The 13572-nt window shown below is 34.9% G+C and carries 12 protein-coding genes; 3 read left to right on the top strand and 9 right to left on the bottom strand.

From position 1 onward, the window contains the following. Window positions 1-34 precede the first annotated feature (34 nt). The 6 genes from K0R77_RS04040 to K0R77_RS04015 all read right to left on the bottom strand — a co-directional run bounded on the left by K0R77_RS04040 (window position 35) and on the right by K0R77_RS04015 (window position 4899). Complete coding sequence (locus tag K0R77_RS04040; RefSeq protein WP_300348731.1) at window positions 35-664, bottom strand: 7-carboxy-7-deazaguanine synthase QueE; 630 nt, start codon at window positions 662-664, stop codon at window positions 35-37. A 6-nt stretch (window positions 665-670) separates the two neighbouring features. Then, a complete protein-coding gene (locus K0R77_RS04035; protein ID WP_300348728.1) occupies window positions 671-1555 on the bottom strand; it encodes a bifunctional 5,10-methylenetetrahydrofolate dehydrogenase/5,10-methenyltetrahydrofolate cyclohydrolase in 885 nt (294 codons plus the stop codon). Window positions 1556-1714: 159 nt separating this feature from the next. Beyond that, entirely contained in the window at window positions 1715-1876 is a 162-nt protein-coding gene (locus tag K0R77_RS04030; RefSeq protein WP_300348725.1) for a type II toxin-antitoxin system RelE/ParE family toxin, read from the bottom strand. Further along, window positions 1866-2084, bottom strand: coding sequence for a hypothetical protein (locus tag K0R77_RS04025; RefSeq protein ID WP_300348703.1), 219 nt, complete (start codon window positions 2082-2084; stop codon window positions 1866-1868). The genes K0R77_RS04030 and K0R77_RS04025 overlap by 11 nt, the downstream gene beginning before the upstream one ends. Before the next feature lie 41 nt (window positions 2085-2125). Next, window positions 2126-3766, bottom strand: coding sequence for a glucose-6-phosphate isomerase (gene pgi / locus K0R77_RS04020; RefSeq protein WP_300348694.1), 1641 nt, complete (start codon window positions 3764-3766; stop codon window positions 2126-2128). A gap of 242 nt (window positions 3767-4008) precedes the next feature. Next, window positions 4009-4899 (bottom strand): DUF4349 domain-containing protein, encoded by an 891-nt coding sequence (locus K0R77_RS04015; protein WP_300348685.1) that lies wholly within the window; start codon window positions 4897-4899, stop codon window positions 4009-4011. Between the two features lie 202 nt (window positions 4900-5101). Here K0R77_RS04015 and K0R77_RS04010 point away from each other — a divergent pair, with 202 nt between their 5' ends. After that, window positions 5102-6460, top strand: a complete 1359-nt coding sequence (locus K0R77_RS04010) for an acyl-CoA dehydrogenase family protein (protein ID WP_300348673.1) — start codon at window positions 5102-5104, stop codon at window positions 6458-6460. A 92-nt stretch (window positions 6461-6552) separates the two neighbouring features. Here K0R77_RS04010 and K0R77_RS04005 read toward each other — a convergent pair whose 3' ends face one another. Continuing rightward, window positions 6553-6930, bottom strand: a complete 378-nt coding sequence (locus K0R77_RS04005) for a DoxX family protein (protein ID WP_300348641.1) — start codon at window positions 6928-6930, stop codon at window positions 6553-6555. 154 nt (window positions 6931-7084) lie between these two features. On the opposite strand from K0R77_RS04005, the gene K0R77_RS04000 reads away from it, so the two are divergent. Then, the gene (locus K0R77_RS04000; protein WP_300348629.1) at window positions 7085-7330 is read left to right on the top strand and encodes a hypothetical protein; all 246 of its coding nucleotides are present in this window, start codon (window positions 7085-7087) and stop codon (window positions 7328-7330) included. Window positions 7331-7458: 128 nt separating this feature from the next. Here K0R77_RS04000 and K0R77_RS03995 read toward each other — a convergent pair whose 3' ends face one another. Beyond that, window positions 7459-8571, bottom strand: a complete 1113-nt coding sequence (locus tag K0R77_RS03995; RefSeq protein ID WP_300348616.1) for an AI-2E family transporter — start codon at window positions 8569-8571, stop codon at window positions 7459-7461. 70 nt (window positions 8572-8641) lie between these two features. Beyond that, the gene (lon, locus tag K0R77_RS03990) at window positions 8642-11047 is read right to left on the bottom strand and encodes an endopeptidase La (RefSeq protein ID WP_300348605.1); all 2406 of its coding nucleotides are present in this window, start codon (window positions 11045-11047) and stop codon (window positions 8642-8644) included. A gap of 256 nt (window positions 11048-11303) precedes the next feature. Here lon and K0R77_RS03985 point away from each other — a divergent pair, with 256 nt between their 5' ends. Beyond that, the gene (locus tag K0R77_RS03985; protein WP_300348594.1) at window positions 11304-13445 is read left to right on the top strand and encodes a SurA N-terminal domain-containing protein; all 2142 of its coding nucleotides are present in this window, start codon (window positions 11304-11306) and stop codon (window positions 13443-13445) included. Window positions 13446-13572: the final 127 nt, after the last annotated feature.

Below are 13572 nucleotides of genomic sequence, written 5' to 3'. Positions count from 1 at the left end.
AAATGTAGGATACAGAGGCTAATTTAAGGAAATTTTATGGGATATTAAGATATTTATGGGTCTGAACCGACGCTTGCCAACGCGGATTTGCAAGAATGAAGTCTGTGATCTTAGGATACATTTCGTCACGCTTGCTCCACTCACTCTGAAGGTACAATCTGCAGTTTTCAGAAACTTTTGCAGCTTGTTCTTCTGCAAATTTAAAATCATTATTGTTAAAAATGATCATTTTCAACTCATGCGCTTGTGCATAGATTTCTTCCTTTGGAAGCCCTGTTTTTTTTGGTGAAAGTGTGATCCAGTCCAGTTGTCCGCTCATCGGATAAGCTCCCGAAGTTTCTATATGAACGGTACATTCTAATTCTTTCAATTTGGAAGTCAAGATATTTAAATTCCACATCAATGGTTCTCCCCCTGTTAACACTACAATCTTGCAATGTTTTGCTGCCGTTTCTGCAATTTCTTCCGCATTCATTAGAGGATGAAGATCAGGATTCCAGCTTTCCTTTACATCACACCAATGGCAACCGACGTCGCAGCCTCCCAATCTAATGAAATAGGCTGCTTTTCCGGTGTGTGCTCCTTCTCCCTGAATCGTGTAAAAATGCTCCATCACCGGGAGCATTTTACCTTCATTTAATAAAATATCTTCTTCTTTATTCATTTTAAATTAGTCATTATAGACCGAAGTTTTGTAAGCGATGATGGTGTTTTTCATCAACATTGCTCTTGTCATAGGTCCGACACCCCCGGGAACAGGCGTGATCCAGCTTGCTTTTGCCGCACAGCTGTCGAAATCGACGTCACCTGCCAAATAGTATCCTTTTGGGGAATTGTTATCTACTCTTGTAATTCCTACATCTACAATCACGGCTCCGTCTTTGATCATTTCACCTTTTAAAAAGTGAGGATCACCTAAAGCTGTAATGACGATGTCTGCTTTTTTAGTATATTCTTCGATGTCTTTTGTGTAAGAATGGGTCAAAGTAACCGTTGAATTTCCCGGGAAATCTTTTCTTCCCATCAAGATACTCATTGGTCTTCCTACGATTTTACTTCTACCGATGATGACACAGTCTTTACCTTTGGTTTCAATATTATATCTTTCCAATAATGTTAAAATTCCAAATGGAGTTGCAGGTAAAAATGTATCCATTTCTAAAGCCATTTTCCCGAAATTGGTAGGGTGAAAACCGTCAACATCTTTTCTTGGATCGATCGCGTTAATGATTTTCTCCTGATCAACCTGATCGGGTAAAGGCAACTGAACGATAAATCCGTCTACAGATTTATCCTTATTAAGTTCCTCAATTTTTTCCAATAATTCAGATTCAGAAACCGTACTTGGAAATTTGACTAAGCTAGATTGAAAACCTACTTCTTCACAATCTTTCACTTTAGCATTTACATATGCTTTACTCGCTCCATTGTTTCCAACAAGAATTGCCACCAAATGGGGTGCTCTTCTTTTGCTTGCAATGATTTTATCAACTTCAACCTTGATTTCTGCTTTTATTTCTTTGGATACTTTTAATCCGTCAAGAATTTCTGCCATTTTACTTTTATTACTTTTTATTATTAGATTTTAAGGATATTTTTCAGGATTCTGATGAGTGCAGAAAACGGAAAGGATGTTTACGATTTTCTCTTTCTCATCTATGTCAAATAAAACTAAATACGGCAATTTCTTTAGAGGGATTGCTCTTACATCTTTTTACCTAACAGCAAAGAAAGGATTCGTCTGTAAAGATTTATAAGCATCAAATAATTTCTTCCTAAAACTTCTCGCAGATGACTGAGATTGCCTCTTATAATATTTAATGGCATCATCAATATTATTGGTTGCAATAGGAGAAACGAGAATTTTAAATGCCATACTTTTCTGAAATTCTCTTTAGCGATTCAAATGCATCTACAGATTGTGATCTGTCTTGTTTTAATGCTTCATCGATCACTTTTTTCATTTCACCCGTTAATTCAAAATCCTCTTCATTTTTTTCAAAGCTGATTTTCATTTTTTTCAAAAAAGTTTCCACAAAGGTCTCTTCTTCCTTGTTGTTTAGGTTAATGATAATTTGTGTCATATCTTTTATTTTTAAGTAAAATTAATGAAAATCTGCAATAGTTATTTATTTGCTTTATAATAATTAATCAGTCCATTTGTTGAGCTATCATGAGAGCTGATTGTCTCATTATTTTCTAATTCAGGTAAGATTTTATTTGCTAAAACTTTTCCTAATTCAACACCAAACTGGTCAAAACTGAAAATATTCCAAATTACTCCCTGAACGAAGATTTTATGTTCATACATTGCAATTAACTGTCCTAATGAAAAAGGAGTTAATTCATTGAAAATTATTGAGTTAGTTGGAGTGTTTCCGTGGAAGACTTTGTAGTTTAATAAGAAATCAATCTCTTCGTCAGTTTTTCCTGCTGATTTTAATTCTTCTTCAACTTCTTCTTCCGTTTTTCCAAAGGCAAGTGCTTCAGTCTGTGCAAAAAAGTTAGCTAACAATTTATCCTGATGATCAGAAACTTTGTTAGGACTTTTTGCATACGCGATAAAATCTGCAGGAATCAGTTCTGTTCCCTGATGAATCAATTGATAGAAAGCGTGTTGCCCATTTGTCCCAGGTTCTCCCCAAATGATTGGTCCTGTTTCATATTCTACGAATTCTCCGTTTCTGTCAACGCATTTTCCGTTGCTTTCCATATCTCCCTGTTGAAGATAGGCTGCAAATCTGTCTAAATATTGAGAATAAGGTAAAATTGCATAGCTTGTTGCTGCGTAGAAATTACGATACCAAATTCCTAATAACCCCATCAAAACAGGAATGTTTTCAGAAAAATCTGTCGTTTGGAAATGTTGATCTGTATCAAAAGCTCCCTTCAATAATTGTTCAAAGTTTTCATACCCAACTGAAAGAACGATGCTTAAACCGATTGCGCTCCAAAGTGAATATCTTCCACCAACCCAATCCCAGAATTCGAAAATGTTTTCTTCTGCAATTCCGAAGTCTTTAACTGCTTGAACATTGGTTGATAAAGCGACAAAATGTTTTGCGACATCTTCCTGTTTCCCTGCTTTTAAGAACCAGTCTTTTGCTGAATTGGCATTCGTCATCGTTTCCTGAGTTGTAAAAGTCTTGGAAGCAATGATGAATAGAGTGGTTTCAGGATTCAAATCTTTTACAACTTCTGCAATATGATTTCCGTCCACATTAGAAACGAAATGAACGTTTAATCTGGTTTTAAAATGTTTTAAAGCAGAAACCACCATTACAGGTCCCAAATCTGAACCTCCGATTCCGATGTTCACAACATCAGTGATTTCTTTTCCGTTAAAACCTTTGTGTGATCCTGAAATAATGCTTTCAGAAAAAGTTTTCATGTGATCAAGAACTCTCTTGATTTGAGGTTTGATGTTTTCTCCGTCAACCAATATTTCTTTCTCGGAAAAATCTCTCAAAGCTGTATGCAGAACGGCTCTTCCTTCTGTCTCGTTGATTATATCTCCCGAAAACATTTTAGAAATTGCATCTTTCAACTGACATTCTTCTGCTAGATTTAATAAAAGCTGTTTAGTTTCAGCAGTAATCAAGTTTTTAGAATAATCGAAAAGAAAATTTTCTCTTTTTATAGAAAATTCATTGAAACGATTAGTATTATATTGAAAAAGACTTCTCAGTTCTAAGTCATTGTTTGCAAAATAATCGTCAAGTGCCTTCCAGCTGTTAGTTTGTATAGGATTTATTTTTGATAGCATAAAAGTCTAGAAATTAAAATTTTAGGGCTCAGAATTTTGGTGTAAAACCAATCAAATCCTTATGCCGGATTAATGATCTGCAAATTTACGGAATTTTACACCAACGATGTTAATTGAGGGTTAAAAATCGACTTAGAGTATTTTGATTTCAAATATTTTAAAGAAATCAAAAACAAAAGACCTCCAGAAATGCAGAGGTTTTGAAAAATCTATATTGATAACACAAGGTTAGGATGCCGGTTTTATTCTTTTGTAGCTTGAATTGCTTTTCTTTTAGATTGATTTTTTCGGTAAAAGTAAAATCCAAAACCTGCAATTAAAAGAATCGGCCAAATCATAATCAATCCCACAAAAATTCTCTGAATTAAATAAAAACCTTCCACAAAAGCATTCTTTGCACTGTAAAAGAAGGCGAACTTATATTTATTGTCAATATTTGTGGTATTGGTCACGGCAATTTCCGCAATACGAAGTTGTGGCTCTTTGATGTAAATGTCTACTGTGCTATATTTTAAATGATCTGCAACATCCATATTAGGATTTTCTTCAGACATATTTTCATTGCTCAGATTTACTTTGTCTTTAGTAGTTTTAAGCTCTGAAATATTTTCACCGGTTTTTTTAATTCTTTTTCCTTCGAGCTCTGCATATTTTATACTTGCCGTCACGTCTTCAGCGTTAATGACTCTTGAATTAAGAAAAAGCTTTTTGTCGTTAATAAAAGTCAAAAGTTCGCCCAGTTTTTCGGTAGGAACTCTTACTTGCATTGTATTTTCAGTTTGGTATTTTTTGACAAGCATTGCTTCGTTGTCTGATGTATTGTAAGAATCTTCTGAGAAAACATTACTCCGCAAATTACTATTGGTGACAAAGCCTCCCAAATCCTGAACCGATTTTTCGATGGAAATTGTCGCATCGTAAACATCTTTTACTTCCATGTTGACGTTGGCAGTTTTGATAAATTGTTTGTCTTTTACAGACATTTTTGCTACAGATGAGACACTATCTGCTGTTATATCTTTGTTGTATTCTGCAGTATCATAATCGCTTACTGTTGCTTCATTTTTTTTACATGAAGAGATTCCAATTAAAATAAATATTGCTAATGATAATTTGATGTAAGTAGTTTTCATAATATTGATTTTTAATTTTTTGCTTACCTCAAAGTTGAGAACGAAACGTTTGTAATGTTTGAAAATAGAAAGTAAAAGATTTGTAAATAAAATAATTAACTTAGTTTGCTGTAAATCAGTATTTTGTAAAATAACGTAGTTTGTAAGTGTGGTATTTCGGATTGATTTTTGCTTAAATTTTACAAATCAAACCAAAATCAATATGTCTAAAACTTTTTCCAAAATCAGAAATGCCATAGAATTATTCAGATCGATAGATTTTGATCAGTTAAGCGAAATTTCACAAAAAGTAAATCTTCCGAAACTCATGGAAAACTTTTCCAAATTAGACGATAAACAGTTGAGCGGAATGATGAAAATGCTTGATCCGAATAAAAAGAAAAAAGAACTTCCACCAATTGACGGAGATTTCTACGATATCTATCATACTTTGACACCGGAACAACGAGAAGTTCAGCTCAAGGTAAGAGCGTTTATGGAAAAAGAAGTGAAACCCTTGGTGAATCATTATTGGTTGAGAGATGAATTTCCTTTTGAATTAATTCCAAAATTCCAAAAACTTGATATTTGCGGAGTAACTTATGAAGGATATGGCTGTAAAGGAATGCCTTTTCTGATGGAAGGTGTTATCGCAATGGAAATGGCAAGAGTGGATGCTTCAATTGCCACCTTTTTTGGAGTGCAATCTGGCTTGTCGATGGGCTCCATTTACATTTGCGGTTCAGAAGAACAAAAGCAAAAATGGCTTCCTCAAATGCAAAAGTTTGAAAAAATAGGCGCTTTTGGTTTAACAGAACCGGAAGTAGGTTCCGGAGCAGCGGGAGGTTTAACTGTAACCTGCAAAAAAACTCCCGAAGGCTGGATTTTGAATGGACAAAAAAAATGGATCGGAAACGCAACTTTTGCAGATTTAATTATTATTTGGGCGAGAGATTTAGATGATGGTGAAGTAAAAGGTTTTATTGTTGAAAAAGATAATCCTGGATATTCTGTTGAGAAAATAAAAGGAAAAATGGCATTGAGAATCGTTCAAAATGGATTAATTACTTTAAAAGATTGTTTAGTCACAGAAGAAAACAGATTGCAGAATGCCAACTCGTTTAAAGATACCGCAAAAGTTCTTAGAATGACCAGAGCCGGAGTTGCGTGGATGGCAACCGGATGCGCAAGAGGAGCTTACGAAAGCGCATTAGCCTATACCAGAACAAGAGAACAATTCGGAAAACCGATTGCTGCTTTTCAGATGATTCAGGGGCATTTGGTAGAAATGTTATCTAACCTTACAGCAATGCAAACTATGGTTTTCAGACTTTCTGAAATGCAGGACGAAGATATTTTAAAAGATGAGCATGCTTCTTTAGCCAAAGTTTTCTGCACAATGAGAACCAGAGATATCGTCTCAAGAGCGCGAGAAGTAATGGGCGGAAACGGAATTCTGCTTGAATATGATGTTGCCAGATTTGTAGCCGATGCCGAAGCAATCTATTCTTACGAAGGAACCAAAGAAATCAATTCACTGATTGTAGGAAGATCGATTACAGGATTCAGCGCATTTGTATGATTTTGGAGTCAATAGTCAATTGTGAATTTTGCTCTGCAGGTAAATTTAAAACTGACAGCAAAAAGAATTCACAATTGACTACTCATTATTTTTCAGCTAATTAAAGCTTTGTATTTTTCTTTATTGTCAATAATGATCCAAAGATTGATTAAAGTTAAAACTGCTGAAATGGCAATTCCTGTTGATGATGGATCTCTGTAAACATTATGCAGTAAAATACCAACCATTACAGGTAAGATAATAATCGCTCCTAAAGCTCGGGTTTTAGGAAAAATAAATAATAATCCACCAATTATTTCTACAGCTCCAACTAATGGCATCAACCAACCGATTTCTTCGAAAGCGGCATAAACTTTCATTTGTTCTTCAGATAATTTTGGCATCGGATTGTAATGAAAGAATTTATCTAATCCGGCATTGATAAACATGAGCCCAAACAGAAGGCAAAGAATAAATTTTATGATTTTCATGGGATATAATTTTATATCAAATTTAAAAAAAAATTATTTCCAATTGTAATTATAATAAGTCCTTTTTCTTTTCTTCTCCTTTTAGAGAAATAATTTTATTTTATATTTTTAGATTTTATATATTTGTTTACAAGTCAAATTAAAATATTAAAATATGTTGAAAAATTTTAAAAAATTAAATCGAGAAGATTTAAAAGGAATTAATGGAGCCGGTGGTTCTGGGAAATGTGATATAGGACCAATCGGGTGCCCGTGTATAATTCCACCGGGAGACCCTTGTTTAGGCGGTTCTGGTGGAGGAGGAGATCCTGTTTTGGGTTATTGCCCTGACAGTCAGTCTTATATTCCGTGCGACCAAAATTGTCCCAACGGAATGAGTCCTCTTTGTCCGTTAGGATAAAATACCAAATTAGAATGTCTTACAACTAGGAATTTTTAATTGAAAAACCATTCTCTGAAAGGAGATAAATTGGAATGAAAAAAGTCCGTTTTCACTAATTGGGAAACGGGCTTTTCTTTTTTAGTTTCTTAATCCATTTCCTTCAAGGTAATGTTCTTCGAAATTTTGTAGCTTTTTTTCTTTTTGTTGGGTTTTTCATCTTCACCTAAAAGTTTTCCCCAAGGTTTTAATCCTTCAACTCTTTCAAAAATAATTTTGATGATCGCAATCGCCGGAATACACAGAAACATTCCCGAAATTCCCCAAAGATGCTCCCCCACAAGAATTCCGATAAAAGAAAATAAAGCATTGATCTTTACTTTTGATCCTACTACAAAAGGTAGAACAATATTTCCGTCAATGATATGAACAATCACATAACCAATCGCAACATAGACACAGGTAGAAACGGTTCCTGTGGCAAATGCAATAAAGCATGAAATTAAAAGCGAAATACAAATTCCGATATATGGAATGACATTTAATAATCCCGTCAAAACACCAAGCAAAATAGCATATTTTACTCCTAGAACTGTAAGAACAATCGTAGTAAGGGCTGATACGATGATGATCTGAAGACAAAGTCCGATGATGTATCTTTTGGTCATGATTCTTACTTCAGAAACCACTTCCTGAACGCTCGTTTTATGTTTTTCATTAAAAACATTCACGATAAAATTATTTAAAATCCTTCTGTAATTTAAAATAAAGATGAAAAACAGAATGAAAAAAGCCAAAAATCCCAAACTTGAAGAGAAAATTCCAAAAGTGAAGCCTAAAATCACACCCGAAGAAGACAAAAGTTTACCTAAACCCTGATCAAGATAATCGAGCTGCTCATCAATTTTCACATTAAAAGTATGAGAAACCCAAGTCTGAAGGTTGTGGAAAACCATATTGAATTGTTTGGTCAAATGTGGTAAATCCCTGCTGAAACTCGAAATTTGTGATCCGAAGAAATAAATTAACCCCGTCAGGATAACCAACATCATCATAACAGACACGATCGTTGATATTGACCTCGGAAATTTTAGTTTTTTCTCAAAAAAATTGGCAATTGGTAAAAAAAGCATTGCCATCAGAAACGCTAAAAAGAATGGAGCTAAAATACTCTGCCCAAGATTGATAAGATATCCTATTCCGATAATCGAAACTACGGCAAGGGCAAGTTTTAACAGAAAAGGAAGTTTAAAAAAATTCATGATAAAGTTTTTCCAAACATAACAAAAACCTCACCGTTATGATGAGGTTTTTAGATTTTATTGCTAAAAATTATTTTTCAATAGCGAGTTCAAGAACTTCGGTCATCCAATTCACATAGTTTACTTTCAGGTTTTTCAGATAATCCTGCTTGATTTCTTCCACATCTTTTCTGTTGGCTTCACAAAGAATAACTTCCTTTATTCCTGCTCTTGTTGCGGCCAATAATTTTTCTTTGATTCCACCTACAGGAAGCACTTTTCCTCTTAGAGTAATTTCACCTGTCATTGCCAAATGAGGTCTTACTTTTTTATTTCTAAATGTAGAAACCATAGAAGTCAGCATTGCGATTCCGGCAGAAGGTCCGTCTTTCGGCGTTGCGCCTTCCGGAACGTGAACGTGAATGTTTTTCTTTTCCAAATCATCTTCTGAAATTCCTAAATCTTCATGTTTAGCTTTAATATATTCCAAAGCAATCGTTGCAGATTCTTTCATTACTGTTCCCAGATTTCCAGTCATCGTAAGATTTCCTTTTCCGGTGCTCGTAATGCTTTCAATAAATAAAATATCTCCTCCGACGCTCGTCCACGCTAATCCTGTTACAACTCCCGGAACATCTGTCAGTTCAGATAAGCTTTTCGGTCTTGGAACACCCAGAATTTCATCTACTTTTTCAACAGAAATTTTAGTATCATATTCTTTCACTAAAGCGGTTTGCAAAGCTACCCAACGAGCAATTCCTGCAATTCTTTTTTCTAAAGAGCGCACTCCGCTTTCTGAAGTATGGGCTTCGATGATATGTTTTAGTTCAGCATTTCCAAGTTTGAAAGATTTCGCCGTCAAACCGTTTTCGTCCTGCTGTTTTTTAATTAAATGTCTCTTAGCGATCTCTATTTTTTCCTCCAAAGTATAACCTGCAATCTGAATGATTTCCATTCTGTCCAAAAGAGGAGTCTGAATCGTTGATAAAGAGTTTGCTGTTGCCAAAAACATCACTTTAGACAAATCATAACCCATTTCAAGGAAATTATCATAGAAGGAGCTGTTTTGCTCGGGATCAAGAACTTCAAGCAAAGCAGAACTCGGATCGCCATGCATTCCTTTTCCTACTTTGTCAATTTCGTCTAAAACAATTACAGGATTTGAAGTCCCCGATTTTTTGATGGATTGAAGGATTCTTCCCGCCATCGCACCAATATAGGTTTTTCTATGACCGCGGATTTCGCTTTCGTCATGAAGTCCGCCCAAAGAAACACGTACGTATTTTCTTCCCAAAGCATCGGCGACAGATTTTCCTAAAGAAGTTTTACCAACTCCGGGAGGACCTACCAACAATAGAATAGGGGATTTCATATTGTTTTTCAATTTCAAAACAGCCATGTGCTCCAAAATTCTTTTTTTGATGTCTTCTAAGCCAAAATGGGCCTTATCTAAAACTTTCTGAGCTTTCTCAATATCAAAAGTGTCTTTGGTAAAGGTTTCCCAGGGAAGATCTGTGAAAAAATCCAGATAATTTCTCTGAACATTATAGTCAGGAGAATTTGGGTTTTGTCTCTGAAGTCTTCCGATTTCTTTCTGGAAATGTTCTTCTACTTCAGGTTTCCATTTTTTATCTTTTGCTTTTTTCAGTAAATCTTCAACATCGCTTTCGGGACCGCCACCAAGCTCGTCTTGGATCGTTCTGATCTGCTGATTCAGAAAATATTCTCTTTGCTGTTTGTCAAGATCTTTTGAAGTTTTCTGGTGAATCTGATTTCTTAGTTCCAGCTTTCTGAAATCTTCATGCATCATTTCGTAACACTTGTTTGCTCTTTCCATCAAACTTTTTTCCTCAAGCAATTTTTGCTTTTCTGAATAAGGGAAATTGGCATTCGTACAGATGAAATTTAGCAAATCATCATTATTGTTGATGTTTTTGATGGCAAAATTGGCTGCGTTGGGAATATTAGGATCGAGTTCAATAATTTTTAAAGCTAAATCTTTTACATTTTCCAGTAATGCCTCGTATTCTTCTTTATTCTTGGCTTTAGAATCTTTCAATCGTGTAATTTCACCTTTAAAATAAGGTTGGCTGCCTGTAATTTTTTTTATTTTGAATCGTTGAAAACCTTTTGTGATGGCCGTAACGTTTCCTTCAGGAAGTTTGATGATTTTAATAATCTTCGCTAAGGTTCCGATCTGGTAAAAATCTTTTTCTGCAGGCTGTTCGATGTCAGAATTTTTCTGACTTACAATTCCTATTAAATCACCGTTTTGCTGTGCTTCTTCAAGTAATTGAATAGACGTTTTTCTCCCTGCAGTAATAGGAATTACGACATTTGGGAACATCACCATATTTCTTACCGGAAGAATCGGGAAAATTACCTGTTCAGTATTTTTTTGACTTTCGTCAATATCAGAAAGATTGATTTCTTCGGCTACAATATCAAAACCGTCGCCTAAGATTTCATCAAAATTTATATCTTCAAATTCTGTCATAATAAGTTGAATGACAAATTGTCATTTATAGTTTAAATCGTTAAAGGATAAATCAAAATATGTTTAGAAAATGCTTTACATATAATGTGTACGTAATTTTCACAATACTTATGCCATTTGTTTTTTGATAAAAAATACGGTCAAAATTTCCATTTTATCTTTATTAGAATTTTAAAAATTAAAAAACCATCTTATATTTCTCTAATTTCTTAAAAATGTGTATTTTCGCACACTGATATAAAACTATATTTATAAAATGGCAATTTTAGGACAGATTAGGAGTAGACCTTGGCTTTTGATGGGAATGATCGCATTGGCGCTTTTAGCGTTTTTGGTAAACCCAGAAAGTCTCGATAAAGTTTTTGGAAAAAATCCTGATGTTTTAGGAAAAGTAAACGGCGAAAAAATTACCCGTGAGGAGTATAATGACCAGCTTTTCATATTACAACAACAAGCTGAACAGCAGCAACAGCCAAAAAACGGACTTGAAGAACAGGCTTGGCAATTGCTTGTGCAATCAAAATTGGTAAAGCAGCAATTTGAAAAAATGGGATTTGAAATGACAGACGATTTGTTTTGGAATCAGATTCAGTATGATCAGATGTTTGCTCAGAACCAGCAGCTTTTTGACGAAAAAGGAAATTTCAAACTTCAGGAATTGAAGAAAGAGATTGAAACTTTGCAAAATACAAACCCGGAAGGTTACAGCCAATGGTTGAAAACCAGAAAAACGATCGAGTATAGAATCATGGCAAGACAGGTTTTTGCTAATATTTCTACAGGGATTACGACGGGTAAAAAAGAGGCTGAAGAATTAATGAAAGAAAGAGATCAGCTTGCTGATATTGATTTTGTAAAAGTTGATTACGCTTCTTATCTCCAAAAAAATAAAATCAAAGTTACAACTGAAGATTTAAAACAATACATCGACCAGCATCCTGTAATGTTCAAGACCGAACCCAGCAGAAATCTTGGTATCGTGTTTTTCCCTTCAAAGCCAAGTCCGGCAGATGATGCAGCGGTATTGAAAGATATCACAAAAGTATTCTCAGTAGGGACAGACGAGAGTGGAGGGAAAGAAAACTTCATGAATACTACAAACGATTCTATGTTTGTAACGGCAAATTCTGATATACCTTTCAACAATCAATATGTCCCGGCTAATCAAATGCCTCAAGGATTACAGGGTAAAATTGAAACAGCTACAATTGGTCAGACTTTCGGACCATACAAAGAGCAGAATTTATATGTCGTTTCTAAATTAGTCGACAAAAAAGCTTCAGATTCTACACTGTCTAAACATATCTTAATTGCATATAAAGGTGCAGAGAGATCTACGGCAACAAGAACAAAAGAACAGGCTAAGAAAATTGCTGACAGCTTAATGGCTGTAATTAAAGCAAATCCTGCAAAATTTGCGGAAGGTCTGAAATTATCTGATGAGCCAAATGCTGTTGAAAGAAATGGTAGTGTAGGTTGGACGACTCCTCAAAGTCAGTTCGCTCCTCCGTATTTAGCTTTCCTTGCTAACAATCCTAAAGGTGCTACAGGTTTAACTGAGACGAGTTTTGGTTACCATATCATCAACGTTGAAGATAAAAAAGCAGGAACAATGGGCTATAAGGTAGCTCACCTGGTAAAAGCTATCAAGCCATCTGAAGCTACAGAAGCTGTAGTTGATAAAAATTCAAGAAGATTTATTCAGCAGGTTCAAGGGAAATCATTCAATGATTTTGTAAATCTTGCTAAAAAATCAAATTATCAATACTCAAACGCAAAATCTGCTAAGAGATTTGACGGTCAGTTACAAGGTTTAGGAACTGATAAAGATGCTGAAATCATCGCTTGGGCATTTGATAAGAAAAGAGAAAAAGGAGATTCTGAAATTTTCACAGTTGACGGAACAGGTGATAAAATTGTTGTCTATTTAAACGGTAAACAAGAAAAAGGTCTTGCTGATCCGGAGTCTGTAAGAGATCAGATTGAGACGATTGTAATGAATAAAAAAGCGGCAAAGATGATTTCTGATAAAATTGGAAAACCTTCAAGCTTAGATCAGGTTGCAAAAACTTTTGCTACAACGAAACAGTCTGCGCAGGTCAATATGCTCAACCCATCAGTGGCTGGTGCAATGGAACCTAAAGTTGCCGGTGCTGCATTTGGTGTTAAAAAAGGAGCAATCTCAAATGTTATCGAAGGTGGAACAGGAGTTTATGTTTTGGTTAAAAAGAACGAAACAATCAACAAACAACCTGGAGATGCCAAGCAATTCACAGAATCTGTTACACAGAGAAATGCAGGAATGTTTGGTCAGGCTTGGTTGAAGAGTTTACAGGATAATGCAGACATCGATGATTACAGAATCGAAATCTGGAGCAAGCTTGGAAATCAACAATAAGATATCTAAAATCAATAATATAAAAAGTGGCAGAGTTTTTGCCACTTTTTTTGTGTTTAACCCATAGCAATAAAGAAAAAACATTAATTTAAATGTACTATATTTGCTTACTAGAAAAAATATAAAA

The sequence above is a fragment of the Chryseobacterium sp. genome, from assembly GCF_029240215.1.
Lineage (GTDB): Bacteria > Bacteroidota > Bacteroidia > Flavobacteriales > Weeksellaceae > Chryseobacterium.
The sequence above is the reverse complement of the archived record's forward strand: the minus strand, read 5'-3'. Positions and strand labels throughout refer to the sequence as shown.